This window comes from Marinobacter gudaonensis (genome assembly GCF_900115175.1).
In the GTDB taxonomy this organism is placed as follows: Bacteria; Pseudomonadota; Gammaproteobacteria; order Pseudomonadales; family Oleiphilaceae; genus Marinobacter; species Marinobacter gudaonensis.
The window spans coordinates 1,990,353-2,014,223 of record NZ_FOYV01000001.1; the positions used below are offsets into that span (position 1 = coordinate 1,990,353).

Annotated in this window: 19 protein-coding genes; 9 read left to right on the forward strand and 10 right to left on the reverse strand. The window is 62.0% G+C overall.

The features are described 5' to 3' along the window. Window positions 1–152: 152 nt before the first annotated feature. Window positions 153–1,604, reverse strand: a complete 1,452-nt coding sequence (locus BM344_RS09115) for an NAD-dependent succinate-semialdehyde dehydrogenase (RefSeq protein WP_091988583.1) — start codon at window positions 1,602–1,604, stop codon at window positions 153–155. A 190-nt stretch (window positions 1,605–1,794) separates the two neighbouring features. On the opposite strand from BM344_RS09115, the gene BM344_RS09120 reads away from it, so the two are divergent. Next, window positions 1,795–2,808, forward strand: a complete 1,014-nt coding sequence (locus tag BM344_RS09120; RefSeq protein ID WP_091988586.1) for a histone deacetylase family protein — start codon at window positions 1,795–1,797, stop codon at window positions 2,806–2,808. Window positions 2,809–2,836: 28 nt separating this feature from the next. Here BM344_RS09120 and thiI read toward each other — a convergent pair whose 3' ends face one another. Continuing rightward, on the reverse strand, window positions 2,837–4,291 hold the full coding sequence (gene thiI, locus BM344_RS09125) for a tRNA uracil 4-sulfurtransferase ThiI (protein ID WP_091988588.1): 1,455 nt from the start codon (window positions 4,289–4,291) through the stop codon (window positions 2,837–2,839). Between the two features lie 110 nt (window positions 4,292–4,401). Here thiI and ppnN point away from each other — a divergent pair, with 110 nt between their 5' ends. Then, entirely contained in the window at window positions 4,402–5,784 is a 1,383-nt protein-coding gene (gene ppnN, locus BM344_RS09130; protein ID WP_091988591.1) for a nucleotide 5'-monophosphate nucleosidase PpnN, read from the forward strand. 24 nt (window positions 5,785–5,808) lie between these two features. Here ppnN and BM344_RS09135 read toward each other — a convergent pair whose 3' ends face one another. Further along, window positions 5,809–6,144 carry a c-type cytochrome gene (locus BM344_RS09135; protein ID WP_091988594.1) on the reverse strand — a complete coding sequence of 112 codons (336 nt, stop codon included), beginning with the start codon at window positions 6,142–6,144 and terminating at the stop codon, window positions 5,809–5,811. A 257-nt stretch (window positions 6,145–6,401) separates the two neighbouring features. On the opposite strand from BM344_RS09135, the gene BM344_RS09140 reads away from it, so the two are divergent. Beyond that, window positions 6,402–7,505, forward strand: a complete 1,104-nt coding sequence (locus BM344_RS09140; RefSeq protein WP_091988596.1) for an enoyl-CoA hydratase/isomerase family protein — start codon at window positions 6,402–6,404, stop codon at window positions 7,503–7,505. 23 nt (window positions 7,506–7,528) lie between these two features. Here the strand turns inward: BM344_RS09140 and BM344_RS09145 are convergent, their stop codons facing one another. The 3 genes from BM344_RS09145 to BM344_RS09155 all read right to left on the reverse strand — a co-directional run bounded on the left by BM344_RS09145 (window position 7,529) and on the right by BM344_RS09155 (window position 10,680). Next, window positions 7,529–8,026, reverse strand: coding sequence for an ankyrin repeat domain-containing protein (locus tag BM344_RS09145; RefSeq protein ID WP_091988599.1), 498 nt, complete (start codon window positions 8,024–8,026; stop codon window positions 7,529–7,531). A 72-nt stretch (window positions 8,027–8,098) separates the two neighbouring features. Next, the gene (locus tag BM344_RS09150) at window positions 8,099–10,303 is read right to left on the reverse strand and encodes a tRNA(Met) cytidine acetyltransferase TmcA (protein ID WP_091988601.1); all 2,205 of its coding nucleotides are present in this window, start codon (window positions 10,301–10,303) and stop codon (window positions 8,099–8,101) included. After that, window positions 10,303–10,680, reverse strand: a complete 378-nt coding sequence (locus BM344_RS09155; RefSeq protein ID WP_091988604.1) for a DUF2237 family protein — start codon at window positions 10,678–10,680, stop codon at window positions 10,303–10,305. Before BM344_RS09155 ends, BM344_RS09150 begins: the two co-directional genes overlap by 1 nt. Window positions 10,681–10,781: 101 nt before the next feature. Here BM344_RS09155 and BM344_RS09160 point away from each other — a divergent pair, with 101 nt between their 5' ends. The 3 genes from BM344_RS09160 (at window position 10,782) to BM344_RS09170 (ending at window position 14,989) form a co-directional block, all read left to right on the forward strand. Then, window positions 10,782–13,055: an ATP-dependent helicase gene (locus tag BM344_RS09160; protein ID WP_091988607.1), complete on the forward strand. Its 2,274-nt coding sequence runs from the start codon at window positions 10,782–10,784 to the stop codon at window positions 13,053–13,055. 167 nt (window positions 13,056–13,222) lie between these two features. Continuing rightward, window positions 13,223–14,431, forward strand: coding sequence for an OmpA family protein (locus BM344_RS09165; protein WP_091988609.1), 1,209 nt, complete (start codon window positions 13,223–13,225; stop codon window positions 14,429–14,431). Window positions 14,432–14,506: 75 nt separating this feature from the next. Then, window positions 14,507–14,989: a DUF4124 domain-containing protein gene (locus tag BM344_RS09170; RefSeq protein ID WP_091988613.1), complete on the forward strand. Its 483-nt coding sequence runs from the start codon at window positions 14,507–14,509 to the stop codon at window positions 14,987–14,989. Here the strand turns inward: BM344_RS09170 and BM344_RS09175 are convergent. Beyond that, window positions 14,946–16,220 (reverse strand): methyltransferase, encoded by a 1,275-nt coding sequence (locus BM344_RS09175; RefSeq protein WP_091988615.1) that lies wholly within the window; start codon window positions 16,218–16,220, stop codon window positions 14,946–14,948. The genes BM344_RS09170 and BM344_RS09175 overlap by 44 nt on opposite strands. Between BM344_RS09175 and BM344_RS09180 the strand changes: the two genes are divergently transcribed. Further along, window positions 16,219–16,962 carry a tRNA/rRNA methyltransferase gene (locus BM344_RS09180; RefSeq protein WP_091988618.1) on the forward strand — a complete coding sequence of 248 codons (744 nt, stop codon included), beginning with the start codon at window positions 16,219–16,221 and terminating at the stop codon, window positions 16,960–16,962. The two genes, BM344_RS09175 and BM344_RS09180, sit on opposite strands and share 2 nt — an antisense overlap. A gap of 103 nt (window positions 16,963–17,065) precedes the next feature. On the opposite strand, the gene BM344_RS09185 is transcribed toward BM344_RS09180, so the two are convergent. Further along, window positions 17,066–18,337, reverse strand: coding sequence for a D-amino acid dehydrogenase (locus BM344_RS09185; RefSeq protein ID WP_091988620.1), 1,272 nt, complete (start codon window positions 18,335–18,337; stop codon window positions 17,066–17,068). 161 nt (window positions 18,338–18,498) lie between these two features. On the opposite strand from BM344_RS09185, the gene BM344_RS09190 reads away from it, so the two are divergent. After that, complete coding sequence (locus BM344_RS09190) at window positions 18,499–19,308, forward strand: TatD family hydrolase (protein WP_091988623.1); 810 nt, start codon at window positions 18,499–18,501, stop codon at window positions 19,306–19,308. Further along, the gene (locus tag BM344_RS09195; protein ID WP_091988626.1) at window positions 19,305–20,513 is read left to right on the forward strand and encodes an HD-GYP domain-containing protein; all 1,209 of its coding nucleotides are present in this window, start codon (window positions 19,305–19,307) and stop codon (window positions 20,511–20,513) included. The genes BM344_RS09190 and BM344_RS09195 overlap by 4 nt, the downstream gene beginning before the upstream one ends. A 2-nt stretch (window positions 20,514–20,515) precedes the next feature. Here the strand turns inward: BM344_RS09195 and BM344_RS09200 are convergent, their stop codons facing one another. Beyond that, on the reverse strand, window positions 20,516–22,852 hold the full coding sequence (locus BM344_RS09200; RefSeq protein WP_091988629.1) for a PhnD/SsuA/transferrin family substrate-binding protein: 2,337 nt from the start codon (window positions 22,850–22,852) through the stop codon (window positions 20,516–20,518). Beyond that, window positions 22,849–23,808, reverse strand: a complete 960-nt coding sequence (locus BM344_RS09205) for an ABC transporter substrate-binding protein (protein WP_091988631.1) — start codon at window positions 23,806–23,808, stop codon at window positions 22,849–22,851. The genes BM344_RS09200 and BM344_RS09205 overlap by 4 nt, the downstream gene beginning before the upstream one ends. Window positions 23,809–23,871: the final 63 nt, after the last annotated feature.

The window sequence follows — 23,871 nt, forward strand, 5'->3', positions numbered from 1 at the left end:
ATAGATTGCTGTCGTTCGCCTGCGCGCGAAGCTTCGCTTCTAAATCGCTAGGCTCACCCATGTGCGCTTGGCTGTGGCCATCCCTGGCCACAGACAGTCCTGAACAGAGCCCCGCCCCCGCGCTTGTCTCGCTTCGGGGATGGTTTCTCTCGTTAAAAACCTCTCGGCACTGTCTGCGCTTCCACAAACTCGAACAGACCTTCCAGGCCACCTTCACGGCCGATACCCGAGGCCTTCATACCACCGAACGGCGCTTCCGGCGTCGGGCCGGTGCCGGTGTTCCAGCCGCAGTGGCCGAAACGCAGGCCGGCGGCCACGCGTTGGGCACGCTCCGGGTCGTTGGTGAACACGTAGGAGGCCAGGCCGAACTCGGTGTCGTTACCGGCGTCGATGACTTCCTCTTCGGTGCGGAACAGCGCCATGGGCACCAGCGGACCGAACGTTTCCTCCTGGTAGCAGCACATATCGCGGTTTACACCGTGTACCACCGTCGGTGGGAAGAACAGGCCGTCACCCAGCTCACCGGGCTGCTTGCCTGCAACCAGCCGGGCGCCTTTCTCCAGGGCATCTTCAAGGTGACGCTTCACCTTGTCGAAGCCGGCCTTGTTGATCAACGGGCCGATGTCCACGTCACCGTTGATGCCGTCGCCCACGGTCATCTTGTTAACCCGCTCGGCCAGCTTCTCGCCGAAGGCATCCGCCACTTTCTCGTGCACAAAAATCCGGTTGGCACACACGCAGGTCTGACCGCCCCCACGGAATTTGTTGGCGATCAGGTTGTCGGCCGCCGCGTCCAGGTCGGCGTCTTCGAACACGATGAACGGGGCGTTGCCGCCCAGTTCCAGAGCCAGTTTCTTGACCTGCTCGGCGGTGTCGAGAATCAGCTTGCGACCTACCTCGGTGGAGCCGGTGAAGCTGAGCATGGGTACGTCCGGACTCTCGCACAGCACCTTGCCGATCACACTGGCCTTGCCCATCACCAGGTTGACCATGCCGTCGGGCATGTCGGTGTGTTTGTCCATCAGGGTGAACAGCGCAATCATGGTCAGCGGGGTCTCACTGGCCGGCTTGATCACCGACGGACAGCCGGCCGCCAGCGCCGCAGACAGCTTCTTCGCGATCATACCAATCGGGAAGTTCCAGGGCGTGATCAGTCCGGCCACACCGATGGGCCGGTAGTGAACCGTCCATGTGCAGTCCTTGGGCTTCTCAGGAATGGTGTGCGCATCCAGGGCCTGGATGTGCTTGGAGCAGTAATCAAAGAAGCCCGCGGCATAATCCACCTCACCCTGGGCTTCGTGCAGGGGCTTGCCGTGCTCAAGGCACAGAATGCGACCGACTTCTTCCTTGTTGGCCTTGAGGGCATCACGGATGTCTTCCAGCCACTTGCGGCGGGTCTCGATGCTGTAGGGACTGGTCAGTCGCAGGGCCGATTTGCCGGCGGCAACGGCGTCCTTTACTTCCTCCTCTGACATGGAGGCCACCTGGGCAATCACCTTGCCCGTTGCCGGGTTGTATACGTCAAACGTGTTGCCGTGCGCGTTGTCCGTCCAGCGACCGCCGATATAGCCGGTCAGCTTGTGCAGCAGGGGTGACTCGATCATCTCGGCTCCTCTTATGCTCGTCTTGACCCACGCCCGCCACACGGGCGCCGATCAGGGTGTCAGGTTGCGTCGTCAAATTATGTCTTTCATAGTGGATGTTGTATCTCAGGCTGTAAAGTCAAGGGCAGGCTTTTGATCATCCCCGGACTGTGCCTATACTCGGAAGATCAAACATTGAGGAGGCCGGACAATGAAGGCATTTTTCCATCCCGCTCAGGACCAGCATATTCCCAAGACTTACTTTACCCGTGGGCAGATGCGACAACCCCAGGAGGTGCCTGACCGGACGGGTGAGATGCTGAGCGGCCTGAAACAGATGGGCATTTCCGTGCTCCAGCCTGCCGACCAGGGCGCCGGACCGATCTCGAAAGTTCACGACCTCGGTTACCTGCGTTTCCTGGAATCCGCCCATCGGCGTTGGGTAGCCATGGGCGACTGGGGCGACGAGGTCATCTCCAATATCTTCGTTCGATCCCCCAACCATCTCACCGGCATCCTCGCCGAGGCCGCCCGCTACCAGGCCGACGGCAGCTGTCCCATTGGTGAGAGCACCTGGCACGCCGCCTACTGGTCGGCCCAGAGTGCGCTCGGCGCCGCGGATGCCCTGATCGCCGGCGACAGGACCTCTTACGCCGTATGTCGCCCACCGGGTCACCATGCCCGCCGGGATGCCGCTGGTGGCTTCTGCTATCTCAACAACGCCGCCATCGCCGCCGAACACATGAAGCATCGGTTCCCACGGATAGTGATTCTGGACACCGACATGCACCATGGTCAGGGCATTCAGGAGATTTTCTACGACCGCAGCGATGTGCTGTATATCTCGATCCACGGCGACCCCACCAACTTCTACCCAGTGGTGACCGGGTTCGAAAACGAGCGGGGTGAAGGCGAGGGCTTTGGCTACAACATCAACCTGCCCATGCCCCACGGCTCATCGGAAGAGGATTTCTTTGCCAGACTGGACGAGGCCCTGGCCGCCATCAGGCTGTATCAGCCGGATGCCCTGATCCTGACCCTCGGTTTCGACATCTACAAGAACGACCCCCAGGCCAAGGTATCGGTCTCGTCCGAGGGCTTCTGCCGGCTCAGCAGCCATATCCGCCAGCTCGGGCTGCCGACTCTGGTGGTGCAGGAAGGCGGGTATGACCTGGATGCCCTGAGCGAAAACGTCCAGCAGTTCTTCAAGGGCATGGCCGGCTGAGCAGTCAATGGCGCGGCCGGCCCACGGTTCAGGCTGCGGGCACGTAGACCTTGATGTTCTCGTGCCCCTCGGCTTTCAGATGGCCCGCATGCATGCGGCTCATGGTGCCGCGATCACAGTACAGCAGGTACTGCCGGTTCGCCGGCAACTCCGGCAACTGCTGGTTCAGCTCATAAAACGGGATGTGCAGAATCTCGTTGTTGGTGAGAGTCAGCGGTGACTGCTCCCCCTCCGAGGGGTGGCGTACATCAATGATCACATCGTCCACCGCCGGAGTCTGGACCAGCTCCACCTCCTCCGGGGTCACCGTGGTATCCAGCAGTCGGTTCACCGGCGTCTCGTCCCTGGCCTCAATGGCGGCCGCCAGCACCGATGCATCCATTTGAGCCTCGTCCTCCTCCACACGATGCAGTTTCGCGCGGGTGGCCGGCTTCTGGGAAATCACCCCACAGTATTCGGGCATGGTTCGGGCGAAGGACTCGGTGCCAATCTCCCGGGCGATGCGAATAATCGATTCCTTGTCCATGGACACCAGGGGCCGCAGAACCACTTCGTCGCTGGCTCGGTCCACCACGTTGAGGTTGCTCAGGGTCTGGCTGGACACCTGGGCCACGGCGTCACCGGTCACCAGGCCAACCGCATTATTGTTGCGGGCGATTTCCGCCGCTGCCTTGAGCATCTGGCGCTTCAGCACCACGCCCCAGTGCCGGTGACTGACCGAGCGCATGATTTCGGCCACCACGCCCTCGAAAGGCACCGAAATAAACTTGGCGCTGTGGGACGCCCCGTATCGGTCCCACAGGTAGTGCACCACCTGGCGCACGCCGACCTCATGGGCGGTGCCGCCTAGGTTGAAGAACAGGAAATGATTACGCAGGCCGCGACGCATCATCAGATAGGCCGCCACCGAGGAGTCATAACCACCGGAGACCAGGGTCAGTACATTCTCTACGCTGCCCAGCGGGTAGCCGCCCAGCCCGCGATGCTTGCGGTGGGCGATGTGGAACTGGTCACCGTGAACCTCCACCCGCACTTCCACCTGAGGCGCCTTGAGGTCGACCCCCGCGGCATTCGAGGCCTGCATTAAAGCAGCACCGACCGCCCGCTCCAGATCGATCGAACGAAAATCATGCTCGCCGTGGCGACGGGCCCTGACGGCAAACGTCTTGCCGTTCAGCCGGTCGGCGAAGGCGGCGACCGCCTTGTCGGCCACATCATCCAGACTCTCCAGCGGAAAGGCCGCGATTTCCTGGATGGTGGAAATGCCGGGGATGCGCAACAGGGCCTCAATCACTGGCCCGGACAGGCCGCGGCCATCCGGCACCTCCACATCCACCCGGTCCCAGCTGCCCTCTACATGGATCTCGGCATCCAGCCGGGCCAGCAGCTTGCGGATATTCTGCCGCAGGTGACGCATCTGCTGGCGGCGGACGGGCTTGCTCTTGATCGCAACTTCCGGGGCGGGACGGATAAGCAGTTTCATAGATCGGAATTTCGTCGGGTGGCGTATGAAATGGAAGGCGCTTAGTGTACCGTTTTGACTCTATGCCTCAAAATCGGGCATTGCCGAAACATTCAGGAGCTCCGCCGTTAATGCAGGAAATCACCATCAATGCCCTGGTTTCTCCCGAGGGCAGCCTTGAAATTCTCTCCAACCATGAAGTGAACCGGCTCAAGGACCGCAGCGAGGGCGGCCTGTATAGACTGTTCCGGCAGTGCGCCCTGGCCGTTCTCAACACCGGCATCGAGACCGACGACTGCAAGGCCCTGATGGAGGCCCACTCCGATTTCGATGTACGCCTGGTACCCCAGCCCCGCGGCCTGAAGCTGGAACTGATCAACGCACCGGCCCACGCGTTTGTGGACGGGGAAATGCTGCGAGCGCTGCGGGAACATCTGTTCTCGGTACTGCGGGACATCATCTATTCCCACTCGATTCCGCAATCGGCGGCGGGCTTCCGGCGGGACGACCCAGAGGAAATCACCAACTTTGTATTTCACATCCTGCGCAACGCCCGGGTGATGCAGGCCGGGCGCCAGCCAGACCTGGTGGTGTGCTGGGGCGGCCATTCCATCGGCAACGACGAATACCAGTACAGCAAGGAAGTGGGGCACCAGCTCGGGCTCCGGGCCCTGAGCATCTGCACCGGCTGTGGTCCGGGCGCCATGAAAGGCCCCATGAAAGGCGCCACCATCGGCCACGCCAAGCAGCGGGTAAAGAACGGCCGCTACATTGGCATCACCGAGCCAGGGATCATCGGGGCCGAAGCGCCCAATCCCATCGTCAACGAGCTGGTGATCATGCCGGATATCGAGAAGCGCCTGGAAGCATTCGTGCGCTGTGGTCATGGCGTGATCGTGTTCCCAGGGGGCGTGGGAACCGCCGAGGAAATCCTCTATCTGCTGGGCATTCTCCTGCACCCGGATAACGCCGACCTGCCCTTCCCGGTGGTGTTCACCGGCCGGAAGGAAAACGCGGAATACTTCGAGATGATCGACAAGTTCATCCGCAACGCCCTGGGCGACGAGGCCGCCAGCAAGTACGAAATCATCATTGATGATCCGGTGCAGGTAGCGCAAACCATGAAAAAGGGTATGAAGGAAGTGGAGACCTTCCGGCGGGCGATGCAGGACGCCTATTACTTCAACTGGATGCTGAAAATCGACCCGGTTTTCCAGCTGCCCTTCGAACCCAATCACGACAACATGCGCGCCCTTGAGCTGCATCGGGACCAACCCGTGCACCTGATTGCCGCCAACCTGCGCAAGGCGTTCAGCGGTATCGTGGCGGGTAACGTCAAGGAAGGGGGTATTCGACAGGTTCAGGAGAAAGGGCCGTTCGAGATTGCCGGCGACCCGAGCCTGATCAAGCCACTGGAAGCAATGCTGGAGCAGTTTGTGGCCCAGAACCGGATGAAGCTGCCCGGCTCCTCGGCTTATCGGCCGAGCTACCGGATTGTCAGCGGAGCGGCCTGAGCCGCTCGCTGACCCACTAAGGCCTTACTTGCCGCCTGCGGGCAGGCTCGCGTAATACGCGGCAAGATCAGCAATGTCCTGGTCGCTCAGGTTCGCGGCCTGGCCCTGCATGATGGCGGCCTGACCACCGGTCCGCTGCTTGTTCTTGTAGGCCTTGAGCGCCATCACGAGGTATTGCTCGTTCTGGCCGGCCAGGTTGGGATAGGTCGGGATCTGGGCAATGCCGTTCTGACCATGGCAGGCAGCGCAAACCGCAGCCTTGGACTTGCCGGCGGCCGCATCGCCCGCTGCGGAAACGACGGCCGGGCTGACCGCACCAAGTGCGAAAATTCCGGCAACAACGTAGTGTTTCAAGCTCATTCTCTTTACCCTCTCATCATTATCATCAGGATGTGCAACCGGCCTCGCAGGCCGAACAATCGATTGGCTTGCACTTACCAACACTGGCCTGCACTTATAGCACACAGCCTGAGATCCTCAAATGTGATAGGTCAAGGACCCTCGTGCGACGTTCGTCCTCTTTTGCGGGCACGATTGCCGATGCAGAGTAACGGCGCACCAGAGAATACGACCAGTTTGACAACAAGGTTTATTTTCATTTTTCGGAGATGCCCTCAATGACCGCAGAGGCCCAGGAACTCGCCTGTCGTGAAGGCCATATTGGCGTTCTGACACTCAATGCACCCGCCCGGCTCAATGCGCTTTCAGAGCCGATGGTTGACCAGATGCTGGACGTTCTCGATCGGTGGGCCGAGGACGACCGTATCTGCCTTGTGGTGATCCAGGGCGCCAGCGACAGAGCCTTCTGTGCCGGGGGCGACATCCGGGCGCTTTACCAGGCCATGGTCACGCCGGAGGACGAGGACCAGGCACAGCGCTTTTTCCGCAAGGAATACCGCCTCGACTACCTGCTGCACCGGTTCCCCAAACCGGTTCTTGGTCTGGCTCACGGTGTGGTTATGGGCGGGGGAATGGGACTGCTTGCCGGCTGTCGCTACCGGCTGGTAACACCGGACGTAACCCTGGCCATGCCGGAAATCACCATCGGCCTGTTCCCCGATGTGGGGGCGAGCTGGTTCCTGAACCGGCTGCCCGGGCGGCTCGGTCTGTTCATGGGCCTGACCGGCGCACGGCTGAACGTGACCGACGCCTTGCGGGTCGGCCTTGCCGACATGGCGATCGAACCGGAGGATCGCCACCGCCTGCTGGATAGACTGGCGTCAGAGCGCTGGACCGGACAGCGAGCCGCTGACGACAACCGGCTGTTCCGTCTGCTTGGCCAGATGCAGACCCCGGACTACCGGGCCTTGCCCGCCAGCCATCTCGAACGGCACGAACAGCGGATTGCCCGACTGAGTGCCGGTGACGAACTGCCGGAGATTGTTGATCAGTTACTGGCGGCCGAGGTGGATTGCACCTGGTGGCATAGCTGCATGAACACCCTCAGAAACGGATGCCCGGTGTCGGCCTGGCTGGTGTGGACCCAGTTGAAAAAGGCCCAGCAGATGTCGTTCAAGGACGTGCTTCGGATGGAACTGGCCATGGTCACCGAGTGCCTTCGCCGGCCCGATTTCAGGGAAGGCGTCCGGGCACTGGCGATCGAAAAGGATTTTCACCCCCACTGGAGCTATGCGGGTGTGGCCGAGGTGCCGGACGAGGTGGTGGCCGCCCACTTCCGCCCGGAGTGGAATGACGCCACGGATCCGATGGGGCTGGACTGACCAGCCTCCCATCAGCCGCTCAACTAGAGCCTCGCGCCCGCCTGCACCAGCAGCATTTCCAGGTCACGATGGTTGATGGCCCGGGCCACATCCAGCGCCGTGCGGCCGCTCCCGGTCTGGTAATTGACATCGGCGCCGGCAGACAACAGCATTTCCGCAGTCAGCAGATTGCCACTGGCCACCACTTTCATCAGCACGGATTCTCCCGCCTGGCTGACATTGACGTTGGCGCCGGCGGCCAGCAGGGTTCGCACCACCGACAGGTGTCCGTTCTCCGCGGCCCGCATTACCGGTGTATAGCCCTCGGCGTCGGTGGCGTTCACGTTGGCGCCGGCAGACAGCAGCAACTCAACACGCCGTTTCTCGCCCTTGGCCGCCGCTGAAACCAGCAGGGCATCAGCCTCGGCCAGTGCCTCCGGGCTGAGGGTGACCGTGGGATCCTTCGACGCGCAGCCGGACAGCAATGGGAAAACCAGAATCAGAAGCAGCAACAAACGAGGGGCGCCGATTTCCTTGGCCATAACAGGTGTTCTCTGTGGGAGTGCAAAGACCCCTATTCTGGTCAGGCGCCGGCAGGAATTAAATCGAGTCGTTCACAACTCCGGCCCATTTTCGAGCAGATCGCGAACCAGTTGCCGCAGGCGATCCTCTCCGTCTCTCTGGCCCAGACACAGAGCCTCGGCCTTCAGCCAGGACCAGGGTCGACCCTGCATCACGCCGAGGCACCAGAGGCCGAGCGACGGATGTTGCGCCAGCCGGACCATCACGCCGGGAGCCTGGCCCAGTTTTCTCAGCACCGGAACCGTAAGTGCAAAACCCCGATGCCCGTGGGCAAACTGGCGGAGATCCCGCAGATCCTCGGCATCGGGAGCCGGGCCGCCCGGCAGGTCTGCGGTCACTTGCGCCAGCAGTTCAGGTGCCAGCTCCGGCCAGTTGTCCGGCAGCAACGCCAGCCAGTGACTGGCCAGGCGCTTGCGGATGCGCTCCGCCAGTTCCAGCCCCGCCGACGAGAGCCCGCGCATCATCTGGATCGGGTACTCCCCGCTGGAGGCCTCCTGTTGCAAGCCCATGCGCGCCACGCCGAGGCCGCAGCCCTGCCAGAAGGCCACCAGATCGACACTGCCGCCGAAACTGGTACCCAGGTAATCGATACCGCTCTCGGTCGCAGCAACCCTGGCGGCATCCACCAGGCGGCGCCCGATGCCCAGGCGCCGGAATTCATCCGCCACGGCCACCCGCACCACCCGCAGGCCCTTCAGGGCAGCCGCCTCCGGATAGCCGCTGTGACTGGCCAATGACTGCGCCAGGAGATGGCCCCTTACCCGCCGGGTACCCAGGCTGACCTCCCCGGCCAGTTCCGGCGACAACCCGCCTTCCTCGGTACTCCAGAGCACGCCGACGGTGCGACCGTTCAGCGTTGCGCGCCAGCTGCGCGCACGGGGATCATCCAGCCATTGCCGTAAATCGGCGGGACTGGTGCGGTAGTGGGCGTCCACCAGCAACCCGAACGCCTCCGCAAGCACCCGGTCGGAAGCGTGGGCAGGCTGGAAGGGCTCGATGACAGGCGCTTCAGCTGTCTCTGATCGAGTGAGTCCAACGTCGCCGTCCGCGCCCAGCAGAAACAGTTCCGAGACCAGCGCTTCCAGGGGATCGCTCTGCGCCCAGCGCACCGGCGCCGTCAGCGTCACGGCCTGCCACTGGGGTGTTTTTTCATCCAACACCTGCCGGAAACGGATAGCAAAGCCCCGCCCGGCGCCCTCGTAACCATGGACGGTGGTGGCGAACGCCACCCTGGGCCAGCCCAGCAGCACGGCTTTGAGAAGCGGCGCGGGCAACGCGGCGGCCTCGTCAACCAGAATGACCTCTGCCCCCGGCTTGGAAGCCAGCAGCGAACGGATCGGCATAAACCTCAGGCGCGCGCCTGAGCGGGTGACCAGGCACTTTCCATCCCCGGGGGTACCGAGCTGCTCGTCACCTCTGGCGTTGCTCCACCCCTCGTCACTGCTCTCGGTCAGGACGTCGGCGAGGACGACGCTGGCATGACGGAACAGGGTGTCAGTGCTTTGCGCCGAAGGCGCGGTGACAACGATGTCCTGCCGTCCCTTCAGCAACAGCTCTGCCGCCGCCATACCCATTGCCGCGGACTTGCCTCGGCCCCGGTCGGCGGTAATCACCAGCGGTCGACGCCGCCGGCCAAGCCCGAACCGGACCAGACGCTGTATCAGTTGCTGCTGGTCGCTGGTGGTGCCGACAACAAACGGGACGTCGGGCAATGGCGGAATCGGTGGCAAGGAAGCCCTGCCCGGGCTGACCCGGATCACCGCCTCATGATCGGCAAGGAGGGCCGACATGCGGCCAGCAAAAGGATGCTCACCGCCATGCTCCAGCCCGGTTCTCGCGTAATCCGGGTCGGCAAACCGCCGCCAGTCTGAGAGCGGCGGCATCAGCCAGAACAGCAGGCCGCCGGCCGTCAGCGCGCCGGTCAGTGCGGCCAGATCATCAGGAGGATTGCCTTGCCAGCCGTCCCACACGACGAGGGGAAGCTCCCGCCCCAGCCAGGACCGGGCCCGGGTCGGGGCCATTGGCACCAGGCGGCCGTCAGGGCTGTCACCTTTCGGACCGGTCCACAGGCCCTGGTGGAAGTCGAGGCCGGGCAGCCGCTGGCGGAGCCACTGCAGCGCGTCTTCCCGATCGCCCTCGATCAAAACCAGTCGGCGCTGGCCATTGGCGGTGAGGCTGGTCTGGAGGTCACGCCAGTGGGCAACCTCGGCCTCGGCGTCCGGTCCCGGGTGATTCATCAGCTGAGGTCGGCGCCGTGGGCCTTGAGGTCTTCGAGTGCGCATTTTTCCAGGGCCGCGCGGTGGGTCGCGCGCAACCGCACCCTGGGTGCACAGCCGGCTTCGAAAGCTTCCTGCCAGCGAGCGGCGCACAGGCACCAGCTGTCGCCGGCTTTCAGGCCCTCGAAGCCGAACTCGGGCCTTGGGGTGCTGAGGTCGTTGCCGTGGGCTTTGGAGAATTCCAGGAAGTCGTCGGTGACGACGGCACAAACGGCGTGCAGGCCGAAGTCATCGGGGCCGACGTTGCAACAGCCGTCGCGGTAGAAGCCGGTGACCGGGTCCTTGCCGCAGGTTTCCAGTTTTTCGCCTAGTACGTTGATTGATTCAGACATTTCCATTTTATCGAGACCTTTCAGTTTCGGGGGCAGCAAGTTTGGAGGAGGGTTCAATTATGCGGTAGCGGTATCCGCTCTACCAGCGGGCCGTTACAATACCGGCCATGCCGACCGAACCTCAAATTCCCGACACCAGCAACCTGCCGGATTACCTCACCGACGAGCAGCGGGCGATCATTACCGCGGGCTACGAGCATGCGGTGATTACCGCGGTGGCGGGCAGTGGCAAGACCTCGACGCTGGCCTGGCGAATTCGCTATCTGCTGGAGCAGGGCCATGATCCGGACCGGGTTCTGGTGCTGATGTTCAATCGCAGCGCCCGGGTGGATTTCGAGCGCAAGCTTCAGGAGGTGTGTGCCGGCAGCGGGTTGGCATTACCGGAGATCCGGACTTACCACGCCATGGGTCTGCGGCTGTACAAGCGATTTGTGCGGGAGGGCTATCTGCCGGGGTTCTCGGAGAAGATCCTGACCGAGCAGGAGATCAGTTTCCAGGCCTGGCAACTGACCCGCAGGCTGGCGCCCGAGGACCTGGCCGATGAGATCCGACGCAACAAGAAGGATTTCGTGGAGACGGCGACGGGGTTCATTGATCGGGTGAAAACCACTCTGTCACCGGCGGAGATTGTATTCGAGGAGCTCGGCTACTCGGACAAACACAAATACCTGATTGATCTGTTCCACAGCTTCGAGCAGTGGCGCAAGGGCCAGGGCCGGATCAGTTACGCGGACATGCTCTATGAGCCGGTCATGGCCATTCACCAGAATCCGCCCCTGCAACGGCTGGTGGCCAACAAGATGGATCTGGTTCTGGTGGATGAGTATCAGGACACCAATGAGATACAGCACCTGCTGCTGCGCTACGTGGCCGGCGACCGGGCCCGGGTGACGGTGGTGGGCGACCCGGACCAGACCATTTACGAGTTTCGCGGCGCCCGGCCGGAGTTCATTCTCCGGCGCTTCAGCGATGAGTTCGAGAGCCCGCTCGAACAGACCCTCAGCTACACCTTCCGCTATGGCCATCGCGTGGCCCTGCTGGCCAATCATCTGATCTGCCACAACACCGGCCGCAAGGATGTACTGTGTCACTCGCACCCGTCCACGCCCGATACCGGCATCACGCTGCACCGGGCGGAGAGCGATGCCGAAACGGTACTGCAGATCCTGCAGGGCCTGTCGGAGCCGTCGCTTTCGGACGCCGCCATCCTGTTCCGGGTCTGGAGCCAGAGTGTGCCGATCGAATTGAAGCTGCTGGCCCGGCAGATTCCCTATCGAATCGACGCCGGCAAGGGCGCTCTGTTCAGCCGAGAGGTGCAGGCAATCACCGCCCTGTTGATGGTGGTGACGGGCAGGTTGGCCAACCTGCCGGACGAAGACCGGCTGGAGCTGGCCCGGCAACTGCTGCGGTTTCCCCACGTTGGTCTGAAGGAACCGGAACTGGAACAGCTGGCCCGGTTCCTGGCCGGATTCGCCGACGGCTGGCACGAGCGCCTGATGGCCCTGGATTTCGATGCCCTGGCCCCGATGGCGGCCCGCAAGCTCAGGAAACTGGGTGAGGTGCTGTCCCAGCTCCGGGGTTTTTCAGGGCCGGTGGCGGGGTTAATCAGCGTCTACGCCGAGCACACCGATCTGTACGAAGGCATTCGCAGCCTGGCCCTGACCCACGACAGCGCCGAGGAACGTATCGATACGGTGCAGGGATTCCGGCAATATCTGAAGAGCCTGGACGTCACGGCCGATGGCGCCCTCGACCATCTGAAGGCGCTGAAACAGCAGGCGGGGGAGAAGCAGGAAGGCGGTGTGTTGCTCTCCACCATCCACCGCACCAAGGGTCTGGAGTGGCCCACGGTGATTATCCCCGGCCTGCAGGAAAAGTACCTGCCGTACAGCCCCCGGCCACAGGACGATGCCCGGAGCTTTCTGGAAAGCGAGCGGCGCCTGCTCTACGTGGCCATGACGCGAACCCGCAGGCAGCTCCATCTGATTAGCCGGCCCGAAAGCCGGCAGCCCCACCTGGACGGCGACATGGGCCCCAGCCGATTTATCGAGGAATGTTGCTTCGGGCTGGCCGACGAGTTCGGCAGCTGGCTCGACGACCGGGACCCGACACAGGCCCACAGCATCCGCCTGGAAGCTCCGCTTACATCGGTGAGCCTGCGCTACGCCCACCGCGAAGGCGTAGAGATTGAGGGCCAGACGGCAGTTTCCCGGCGCGCCAGGGAACCTCTTTGGCACTCGTCCCGTGTCAGCCATACCATTTTCGGTGCAGGCTCGGTGACGAGAGAAGACGAGGCCTCGTTCGAAGTGCACTTCGACAACGGCGAGACACTTAACTTCAGCAAGAAAAGCGCTCACCTGTACTTCACCCATCTGGCCTGATACGCCTGATACAAAAGTGTTTCGGCACCGTAGCACTCGGTACAAGTGCGGATGTAACAGTCTGTTTCAATTCTTTGCTTTTTTTGGCCTACTACCGTCCATTGCGTTGCAAGGCCCCGCCGGTTGGCGGCCGCGGCGTAATAACCACAATGAACAGGAGGTTCCGAATGAACGTCATTCGTCCGATGTCTGCGGCCGTGCTGGCTGCTTCTCTCGCAACACCCGCCCTGGCCGACCGCCAGGAAACCGTTTACGTCAATCCGTTCGCTGCGTTCCAGCTGTTCGACGACAAGCGCGACCTCAGCGAAACCGGCACCTTTGGTGTGGGCGCGGAGTATCGTTTCCTGCCGAACTGGTCCGTTGAAGCTGTCTATTCGCGGGCAAACGCGGATCGCAAGTACGTTCCGGGCGAATCGGATTTCGATGAAATCCGGCTGGATGGCACCTACTACTTTGCCGGGCCCGACCAAGCCTGGAACCCGTATGTGTCCATCGGTGCCGGACATGCCGATTTCGGTGAAGACCCGACGGGACCCCTGACCGCTGGCAGCAACCATGACGAGACCCGGGTAAACATAGGCACCGGTATTCGCTACAACATCAACGACACCGTGTCTCTGCGCGGCGACCTCCGCGAGTTCCACGGCATTGACGAAAGTACCTTCGACACCCAGGTGTCCCTGGGCATCAGCTTCGCGTTCGCCCGCACCGTGGCCGACGCCAAGCCGGTACCGGCACGTCCGGCCGACGCCGACGGCGATGGCGTTTCCGACGACCGGGACCAGTGCCCTGGCACGCCTGCAGGCGCGCCCGTTGACAGCAAAGGCTGCGAACCCGATGCCGACGGCGACGGCGTGGCAGACACCCGCGACCAGTGCCCTGCCACTCCCCGTGGCGCGGAAGTAAACAGCCGTGGTTGCGAGCTGGACAGCGACAACGATGGCGTTGTGAACAGCAAGGACCAGTGCCCGGGTACCGCTGCTGGCGCCAAGGTTGATGATACCGGCTGCGAGGGGGTAACCGAGACCATCCAGACCTTCACCATTGAGGTCAAGTTCCCCTCCAACAGCTCGATCATTGGCAATGCCTACGACAATGAGATCCGTCGTGTTGCGGAGTTCCTGAAAGCGAACCCGGAAACCATTGTCGAGATTGCCGGTCACACCGACAGCCGTGGCGAAGCCGGATACAACCAGTTCCTGTCACAGCGTCGCGCCGAATCCGTGGCCGCTCGCCTGACCGGACCGCTGGGTGTTGATCCGTCCCGCGTGGAAGCCGTCGGTTACGGCGAGACCCAGCCGGTGGCCTCCAACGACACCGAGCAGGGCCGTGCTGCCAACCGTCGGGTGGAAGCCCGCATCCAGGTTGTCCGCTGATACTCGGGTTTACCCTGAGCATTGGAGAAGGCGCCTGCGGGCGCCTTTTCTGTCTCTGGAACACACGGGGAAACGATGCTGCGATCCGTTGTATTGATCACCACCCTGATGGGCATTGCTACTGGATTGCAGGCCCAGGTTTACCGGTGCGAAGCAAACGGCAACCCGGTGTTTTCAGACCGACCCTGCGGCACCGACGCCGAATCGGTTCCGATCCGGGACAACCGCATCGGCGGCAGCTTTGACCAGAATCTACCCGAACCGGCACCCGATGCTGACTCGGCCGAAGACACCGACCGCGAAGCCCGGGAAACAGAGCCAGGCACCTGTCGGTTCATCAACTCCACCGACCTGCGGCGTTACCTGGTTCGCGAACAGGTTGTTCAGGGCATGACCCGGGATAACGTGCGCCGGGCCTTCGGCAATCCGCCCGAAACCTACACCAGCCCCCAGGAAGTCTGGATCTACCAGACCCGCTACTACGGCGCGCTGTACGAACTCACCTACGTGTATTTCAGGGATGGCTGTGTGGAGCGGGTGGAGTATCGCAAGCCCTGACCGCATCCAGCAGCAGGTTTCGAGGCGTCAGCGATCGCTCACAGAAGGTGCCGAGTGTCACCCGGTAGCCCTGCTCTTCCAGATACACCGCGTAATCGAGCACCATCCAGAGTTCCAACGGGCGCCGGAACAGGTGGCGCACCAGCTCATACCGCCGCACCTGTTCGAACCGCCGCTCTCCAAATGCCTGCCAATGGCTAAAATCCGTGCCTGCAGGCAGAGCCAGGCCTTTCTTTGCCGCCGCCCAGCGGCAGAACGCCTGGAAATCCTCGTTGACCAGTCGCGGCGGGTGCGACGGTACGGGCAGATAGTTATCCTGCCCTCGCAACGCTCGCTGAAGCCCGTCAAAGCCCAGCCGCCACTGGCTGATCCGGCGGGTCTGCTCACGCACCCGGGCGGGGGCAGTCACGGTTTCCTGCACCGCCAGGCGCAGGTCGTTCGGGGTGAGTTTGAGTGTCGGTTCATGGCCTGAAGCCTGACTTGAGAGCGGCCGATAGTGGTCGGAAGCAGTGAGGTGGTAACAGCACGGCGAAATACTGAGCCTGGGCAGGCCCGCCAGAGCGCCGCGTTGGAGCAACTGCCGGTGCAGGTCGCCGCAGGCATGCAGGGCCACACCGTGGTGGTCCGCCGGCAGCGTCAGATCCGGGGCCATGACATCCTGGCAACGGATCGACACCCGGTCGCCAAACTGCCCGGCCAGGCGATTGCCATCACGGACCAGTTCCCCGTTCCATTCAAACCCGGTAACCAGGTCGGTGCAGTGCGGTGCCAGTGTTCGTGACAGGTGCCCCTTGCCACAACACCAGTCCAAGGCCGGTTTCGAGAGTGGCAACAGGGCCGAGGTAAAGGCCCCTGCCTGAAGGCGCTTGCGCCCAGGCATATCGGTGGCGCGGATTTCCGGGAGTGTCGCCGCCGCCACGCCGTCCGTCGATGCCGAGAGCACCGGCAGTTGCACCAGAGCCTCGTAATGGACGAGATCGGGGACCCACCGGGCGGACTGCTGTGCCAGCCGTTCCGGGGTATCGTCCAGGCGCTGGCAGGCGTCATCGGTTTGAGCCATCAGCCAGTCGGCGAGCGACGGATACTGCCGTACCCACTCGGGCTCTGGCGTCATGAACGGTGCCGGTTGCCAGAACGCCCGATGGGCCACCAGCCAGTCGTTGAGTCGCTGCCAATGCTGGTAAAAAGATTCCGCGCCCTGGTGTAAACTCGCCGCCGGAGGTAACGTCATGCAACTGGCCTTTGTACTTGTTGAACCCAAGGTTCCGGAGAATGTCGGAGCGGCGGCCCGCGCCCTGTGCACCATGGGCTTTGGCGAGCTCTGGCTGGTGAACTCCGACCTGCACACCCGCCCGGAAGCCCACTGGCTCGCCCACGGCAGCGACCACATCCTGGACCATGCGCGCATTTTCCCCGATCTGGCGGCGGTAAGAAACTCCGTAGACCTTCTGATAGGCACCTCCGCCAAGCCCCGGCACCAGCGCCAGGACTGGCACAATCCCGCGCGCCTGCAAGAGGTTCTGGCCAGCAAAGGTTCGTCCGTAGCCACCGCTGCACTGGTGTTCGGCCGCGAGGATCGGGGCCTCTCCAATGAGGAGCTGGCCCAGTGCGACCTGCTGACCGGCATTCCGATGAAAGTCGCCTACCCGTCGCTGAACCTCGCCCAATCCGTGATGCTGTACGCCTGGGAAATGTCCGGCTTGTCGGTCGCCACGGATAAAGAGGAAACGTCAGCCGACGCGAATCGCCTGGGCGCCCTGCGGGGCCGCCTGGAAGGCCTGCTGCCGGAGCTGGACACGCCGCCCGAGGGGAAGCTGTCCCAATGGGTCTTTGAGCGGCTGCCGTTGCTGTCAGACCGGGATATCGGGTTTGTGCATACGCTTTGCTCGAACATTGAGCGTGCCCTCGACTCTCAAGCGCGTTTTGTCTCGGGGAAGAGCCGAACGGACAAGCCCTCCCGGGATACGCTGTGAATACGTCCATGTACGCTAGACGAAAACATCCCTGTTTTCGACGATCCCGGGAGGGCTTGTCCGTCCGGCTCCCGGGCCTTTTGCGCGCGCCGGTTTGTTGAACTTACTCTTGGAATCTTCCTGGGCGGAAGGCATCGAGGCAAATTGAGGGCTCCTCTCCATCAATGATCTGGGCGATGAGGTCTGCACTGCCGGCGGACAGGGTCCAGCCGAAGGTGCCGTGGCCGGTGTTCAGATAGAGGTTCTCTCTGGGGCCGCGACCGATGATCGCGGGCCCATCCGGGGTCATGGGGCGGAATCCGGTCCAGGTTTCGGCGGCGTCGAGATCGGCGCATCCGGGGAACCGGGACTCGACCGATTTGCGAATGGTCGCCAGTCTGGCCTCCGGAATATCGCGGTTGAAGTCCGCCAGCTCTACAAATCCCGTGGCCCGAAGTCGATTGCCCAGGCGGGTTGAGACGACCTTGTAGTTGTCGTCGTGAATGGTCGACGTTGGGCCACGATCGGGGTCCGTCATGGGCACCGTCAGGCTGTATCCTTTCACTGGATAGATGGGAAGTTGCAGGCCCAGAGGCTGCACCAGATGGTTGGACCAGCAGCCGGCGCTGATCACAAAAGCATCCGCTTCCAGGGTTTCCATGGCACCATCGCCGTTGCTGAGTGAAATGGCACTAACCTTGTGGTCATCGGCTATCAGCTTTTCCGCCTCCACGTTGTAGCGAACGGCCACACCCTTTGCTTCGCAGGCTTTCGCCAGCTCCCGGGAGAACTTATGACAATCTCCGGTGCCGTCGGTATCGTAGCTCAGGGCGCCATGAAGCGGCCCGTTGCCGACCATACCGGGTTCGGCTTCCCGGACCTGTTCGGGCGTGAGCAGGCGGGAAGGAATGTTCAGCTCACTCAGCAGCTCCTGCGTGGCCCGGTACCCTTCCAGCGCGTCCGGCGTGCTGGCCAGGTGCAGCAGGCCCCGGTGGTCGCCATCGAAGGCCAGCTCCAGCTCGTGTTCCAGCGCCAGGAAACGCTCCCGGCTGTGGATGCCCAGGCGCAGCATGGCCCGTCGGTTCAGCCCGAACAGGCCCGGCGACCAGGCGTAGCGTAGGGTGCTGACCATGAACCTCAGGGTTTCCACCGAGGGCGGGAACCGGAGCTTCAGGGGGCCGTCCTGCTTGAGAATCCAGGGGATGGCCTTGAACACCATGGCTGGATCGGCCCAGGGGTAAACCACGCCATAGGAACGCTGGGCAGCATTGGCCCTGCTGGTTTCGTTGCCGGCGACGGCGTGGCGCTCAAGCAGGGTCACCGAATGCCCCCGGCGATTCAGTTCATAGGCGGTGGCCATACCCACAACACCACCACCGACGACCACAATGTGCATTCGTTTCTCCCGTTGCCAGGTTCGCGGCCGCTCCAACGGCCCCACATGACTGCCTATGAATGTAATACACGCCAACAATCGAACAAGCTGGTAGACTTGCGTGACCAAATTCACAGAATAGCAGCCATGCCGCTGGTTGCGATGGAGTCTGGTTCCGGATAATGAGCAAAAAACGTCGCGAAATTCCCGTTTTCGATCAGCCGATCATCGAAACTCACTGCCATCTCGATTACCTCAAGGATCGTCCTCTTGAAGAGACCCTGGAGCAGACCCGGGGCGTGAACATCGAGAAGGTGATTACGATCGCGGTGTCCCCGGACAACCTGTCCCGGGTGCGGGAGCTCAGCCAGATTGCACCCTGGGTGTATGGCACCCAGGGTATTCACCCCCATGACGCCGAAACCTATTCAGACAACGTGGAAACCGAGATCCGCCAGCACGCCCGGGATGAGAAAATTGTCGCCGTGGGCGAAATCGGGCTCGATTATTTCTATGACAACGCCGACCGGAACGTCCAGCGCGAGGTGTTCCGCCGCCAGTTGCAGATTGCCTGCGACACCGACCGGCCCGTGGTGATCCACAGCCGCGAGGCGGACGAGGATACCATCGAGATTCTCCAGGAGTTTGAAGATACGCTGAAACGTCGGGGCGTGATCCACAGTTTCACCTCCGGGCCGGGCCTTGCCCGTTACGCCCTGGACCAGGGCTGGTGCCTGGGTTTCAACGGCATCACCACCTTCAACAAGGCGGAGAACGTGCGCGACATCGTGCGCATGGCGCCGATCGACCAGATTCTGCTGGAAACCGATTCGCCGTTTCTGACACCGGTGCCTTACCGGGGCCGGGAGAATGCGCCCTTCTATCTGCCGTTCGTGGCCGAGAAGATCGCCGAGGTGAAAGAACTGCCCCTCGATCAAGTCATTAGCCAGACCTACACCAACAGCCTGCGGACGTTCTTCCCCGACGAATGATCAAGCGCGTCCCCATCTCGGCCCTCAGGGTCGGTATGTACATCACCGACCTCAACAACGACTGGATTCCCCACAACAGCCAGCGCAAGCGCGGCGTGATCAAAAAAGAGGAAACCATCGAGAAAATTCGCCGGATGGGCGTACAGTTCGTTTACATCGACGCCTCCCGGGGCCTAGACACCCAGGATTCTGAAACCGCCGCCGAAGTGGATCGAAGGAATGAGTCCGCCCTGCAAAGGGCTGGCGAGCAGTTACCGGGCCTGCGTGCCCGGGTTCCGCTCGAAGAAGAAATTGTCATTGCCCAGCGGATCCATAGTCAGGCCCAGGGCCTGGTGGGCGATTTCATGAACAACGTGAAGCTCGGCGGCGCCATTGATATTGCGCCGATCCACAAACTGGCCGACGAACTCCAGCACTCGGTGTTTCGCAATGCCAACGCGCTGAGCTGCCTCGGCCGCATCCGGGAAAAAGACAACTACCTGCTTGAGCACTCGGTCAACCTGAGCGTACTGATGTCGCTGTTTGGCAACTATCGGGGCCTGTCAGCCGATGTACTCCACCAGACCATTGTCGGCGCCCTGCTGCACGACCTCGGCAAGATTCTTACACCCGACGATATTCTGCACAAACCCGGTCGCCTGACTCCCGAAGAATTCGAGGTAATGAAGCTCCACGCCCGCCACTCGCGGGACATCCTGGCGGCGACCGAGGGCATCGGCGAGCTGACCGTGATCACCGCCGCGCAGCATCACGAGCGCCTGGACGGTTCCGGCTACCCGGAAGGCCTGAAGGGCAACGAAATTTCCGAATACGGGCGCATGGTGGCCATCACCGACGTATACGATGCCATTACCGCAGACCGCGTGTATCACAAGGGCCTGACGCCCACCCAGGGCCTGAAGAAACTGCTGGAGTGGAGTGGCGATCACCTGGACCCGGTTCTGGTGAAGGAGTTCATTCGCTGCATCGGGCTGTACCCGGTGGGCTCACTGGTACTGCTGGAAAGCGGCCGGCTTGGGGTGGTGGTTGAAGCTAACGACAGCGATCAGCGACTGCCCACGGTCAAGGTGATTTATCACACCCGGTTCCGGATGGCGATTCCGGTCGAGACCCTGGATCTGGCCCGGCCCGGGGCCCACGACCGGATTGTTCGGGCAGTGGATCCCGACGAGTACCGCATCGACGTCCGCAAGTTTCTGGCCTGAGCTCACTCCGCGAGCGGGGAGCCGCCTGCCGACTGTCCGGCTGATGACGCCTGCACGACCTCTCCGGCAAAGCGCACGTAGCGATTTCGACCCTGCTGTTTGGCCTGGTACATAGCCTGGTCCGCCTGGCGAAGCAACTGGTCGCCGTCCAACTCCTCCAGTAGCTGCTCGTTTTGCACGGGCGCAAACAGCGTGTAGCCGATGCTGGCCGATATCTCGACACTGTGATCCATAACCCAGGCCGGTGCCGAGATTTTCACCAGCAAGCGAGCGAGCAGGGTTTCCAGCGTTTTCTGGTCCTGCACGTCCATGATAATGGCGGCAAACTCGTCGCCACCCAGGCGGGCCAGGGTGTCCTCTTCGCGAAGCTCGGTCCGCATGCGACTGGCGACTTCAACCAGCAACTGATCACCTGCCCTGTGACCATAGGCATCGTTGACCGGCTTGAACTCGTCCAGGTCGATGTAGGCCACCGCCAGCCGGCTGCCTTGCCGACGCGTCAGTGCCATGGCCTGCTGCAGGCGGTCAGCAAACAGAACGCGGTTCGGCAGTGCGGTCAGGGCATCGTAGTGCGCCATAACACGAAGCTTGCGTTCCTGCTCCTTGAGACGACTGATGTCGCTGAAAATGCCGACAAAGTGGGTCACGTCGCCCTGCTCGTCCCGCACACTGCTGATGGTGGCGGATAAAATGAGCTCGTCACCATTTGGATGCCGGCTTGGAAACTCCCCCATCCAGAAGCCCTGACTGCGGGCACTGGAGAATACCGAGATACCCTCGTCCATGGGCAGTGGTGGCAGGCGCCCCAGGGCACGGGACCGGGACCGTCCGGTAATGGCCCGGTAGGCATCGTTCACATCGATCACCATGCCGTGATTATCGGTGATAAAGATGGCCTCCCGGGCGCAGTCAAACACACTGGCTGCCAGGCGCTGGCGCTGCTCGGCATGCTTGCGGACGGTGATGTCATACCAGGAGCAAAGCACGAGAGGATCGGTCTCACCTTTCTCGTGAATTGGTGCCAGGGTCATGTCGACATAAATATCGGAGCCATCCGACCGGCTGAGAAGCCACTCACTCTGCATCACGCGGTCAGCCTCTACACCGGCTAATAGCTGCTCAAGCTTTCTGTAGGAAACCTGGCCATCGTCCTGTCGGACTGGCGAAAAAGACGCCAGATTCCTTCCCAGCATAGATGTAACCGAGCGGTGTTTAAGTAAATCCATGGCAGCCCGGTTGGCATCCATCAGCACGCCACTCTTTAGCATAAGCATAGGCTGTGGCCAGCTGAGGATCAGCCGGTTCAGGCGTTTCTGTTCTATTGCCAGCTGGCGCTTGCGCTTGCCAAGCCAGAGGGAGCTGGCCACCAGTAGAATCAGCAGAATCAGGGTAGTGACAACCCAGAGCCGGTACTGGTCGAGGACATCCACCCAGGTCACCTGGGGCATCTGATCGTAGGGTGGCACCCGTAAGGTACGAGCCAGGTACTCCACCGACTGGTAATCCGCGGGTGGTGAGAATCCGGCAATGTCCATGATACGGGCCAGCGGGTCTTCCGGTTCGATCGCGAAGAGTGCCGATGCCACCCTTCGGACGATGCGCTGGTCCACGTGTGGCAAGGCAACCAGGGGCCACTCCGGGTAAAGTCGCGTTGACACGACAAAAGGAAACTCCGACAGCTCCTGCCGGTTAAGCACCTTGATTTGATCAAACAGATCGGGAATTTCGTGCTCCATCTGTTCCAGAATGGCGGTTCGGATAAACCCCACATCGGAGTCACCCGAGAGCACCGACCGGACAACGCGATCATGGGTATCCAGATAGCGAACCAGGTTCTGCCGCCGAATATCGATACCTGCGTCCTTTAACTCGAGAACCTGCGCCTGATAGCCACCAAGGAAATGGATCCCCGGAGAAGCGATGATCTTGCCTGGCAAATCTTCGAGTGATTCGATATCTGAGCGATCCGCACGGGTGATGATGACTCCTCCCAGACTTGTGGTCGAGACGTTGTCCGAGCGACGTATGAGAGTTGCCAGAACGCCCGAAAGACTGCGTTCACTGCGAATCTGCAGAAAGTGGCTGGGGTTGGTCAGAAACAGATCCACCTGATTGGCGGCGACCGCGCGATTCATGGCGTCCTGGTTCAGGACTTCAAGCCGGAATTCGACGCCGACTTGCTCGGAGAGATAGTCGGCAAGCGGTGCGTAGCGCTCCTGCAGAATGGTATCCGGCCGATAGGCGAAGACTCCGAGGGTGAGACTCTCTCCGGGGGTAAAAGCACTGGCGTCCGCAGAGATCAACAGAACCAGCAGACAGAACCGGAGGCGCCCCCTCAAGACAGCCTCCGGGGCAGAAATGAGGAGTCGCTCAGGGCCTGCAAGGCAGGTTGGCTGGCGATCAAGCCTGCACCGAACATCAGCCGCGACAAAGAGGCAGCCATGACCTCTATTCGCCCGGATTCAGCCAGGTAACGCTGATTGGCTGCGAGGTCCGGAAGGGTGATGGTAGCGAGCGCCTGACGAACCTCCGCAGGCGAGACGCCCTGTCGATTTGCCACCCGGTAGACGGCATCGTGAATGCCACGAACCAGGTGCTTCAGGCCGGCAAAATGGGCCGCTACCAGATCCTCGACGGCGCTGGGGTTTCCGGTCGCGATTTTGCGGGTGACAACAAGCAGATCGAAAATGGTTTCGGGTAGCTGACGACTGTCGAACAGGCGAACCCCTCCGGCCCGAACCAGTAAAGAGGCCACCGGCTCGTAGCTCACCGACGCGTCTATCTCTCCACGTTCCCAGGCTTGGGCATGCTGGCTAACCGGCAGATCGACCAGGGTTATCTGGTTGCTGCGCAGTCCGGCGACCTCCAGAACTTTTAAGAGAAGAATACCCGAGACACCGTTCATCTCCACCGCCACGCGGCGGGCCCGCAAATCGGCCAGACTATCGATACCCGGCCTGACCACCAGAACGTCCGCGCCCGCGGAAACATCGGCCACTGCGACCACCACCAGATCCATTCCCCTCGATATCAGACGAATGGTCTCATCGAGCGTCAATGCAGCCCCGTCCAACGATCCCGACAGCAGGCCATCCATGGAACTGGTCGCGGAGGAACCGGAGCGCAGAGTCACCGACTCCGGCAGCCAGCCAAAATCGCGGGCGAGGTAAAGCGGCTCGTAACCAATCCAGTGGTGAATACCAAAAGCCAGGGGCGGTCGGGACCAACAGCCAGAAAGCCCCCCGGAGGCAAACCCGGCGGCGAGAGCTAAACCTAGGAATCTGCGGCGCTGCATCGGGTTCTGGCCTGGTCAGATCATTAACAATTGTCAATAAAGGCAAGTGTACCGCCTGTCATC

Bases quoted from the DNA above. Each gene is read 5' to 3' on its own strand.
- BM344_RS09195 (WP_091988626.1), top strand. From the start codon at position 19,305: ATGATCAAGCGCGTCCCCATCTCGGCCCTCAGGGTCGGTATGTACATC.
- thiI (WP_091988588.1), bottom strand. From the start codon at position 4,291: ATGAAACTGCTTATCCGTCCCGCCCCGGAAGTTGCGATCAAGAGCAAG.
- BM344_RS09160 (WP_091988607.1), top strand. From the start codon at position 10,782: ATGCCGACCGAACCTCAAATTCCCGACACCAGCAACCTGCCGGATTAC.
- BM344_RS09175 (WP_091988615.1), bottom strand. From the start codon at position 16,220: ATGACGTTACCTCCGGCGGCGAGTTTACACCAGGGCGCGGAATCTTTT.
- BM344_RS09170 (WP_091988613.1), top strand. From the start codon at position 14,507: ATGCTGCGATCCGTTGTATTGATCACCACCCTGATGGGCATTGCTACT.
- BM344_RS09140 (WP_091988596.1), top strand. From the start codon at position 6,402: ATGACCGCAGAGGCCCAGGAACTCGCCTGTCGTGAAGGCCATATTGGC.
- BM344_RS09185 (WP_091988620.1), bottom strand. From the start codon at position 18,337: ATGCACATTGTGGTCGTCGGTGGTGGTGTTGTGGGTATGGCCACCGCC.
- BM344_RS09180 (WP_091988618.1), top strand. From the start codon at position 16,219: ATGCAACTGGCCTTTGTACTTGTTGAACCCAAGGTTCCGGAGAATGTC.
- BM344_RS09155 (WP_091988604.1), bottom strand. From the start codon at position 10,680: ATGGAAATGTCTGAATCAATCAACGTACTAGGCGAAAAACTGGAAACC.
- BM344_RS09190 (WP_091988623.1), top strand. From the start codon at position 18,499: ATGAGCAAAAAACGTCGCGAAATTCCCGTTTTCGATCAGCCGATCATC.
- BM344_RS09165 (WP_091988609.1), top strand. From the start codon at position 13,223: ATGAACGTCATTCGTCCGATGTCTGCGGCCGTGCTGGCTGCTTCTCTC.
- ppnN (WP_091988591.1), top strand. From the start codon at position 4,402: ATGCAGGAAATCACCATCAATGCCCTGGTTTCTCCCGAGGGCAGCCTT.
- BM344_RS09150 (WP_091988601.1), bottom strand. From the start codon at position 10,303: ATGAATCACCCGGGACCGGACGCCGAGGCCGAGGTTGCCCACTGGCGT.
- BM344_RS09115 (WP_091988583.1), bottom strand. From the start codon at position 1,604: ATGATCGAGTCACCCCTGCTGCACAAGCTGACCGGCTATATCGGCGGT.
- BM344_RS09120 (WP_091988586.1), top strand. From the start codon at position 1,795: ATGAAGGCATTTTTCCATCCCGCTCAGGACCAGCATATTCCCAAGACT.
- BM344_RS09205 (WP_091988631.1), bottom strand. From the start codon at position 23,808: ATGCAGCGCCGCAGATTCCTAGGTTTAGCTCTCGCCGCCGGGTTTGCC.
- BM344_RS09145 (WP_091988599.1), bottom strand. From the start codon at position 8,026: ATGGCCAAGGAAATCGGCGCCCCTCGTTTGTTGCTGCTTCTGATTCTG.
- BM344_RS09135 (WP_091988594.1), bottom strand. From the start codon at position 6,144: ATGAGCTTGAAACACTACGTTGTTGCCGGAATTTTCGCACTTGGTGCG.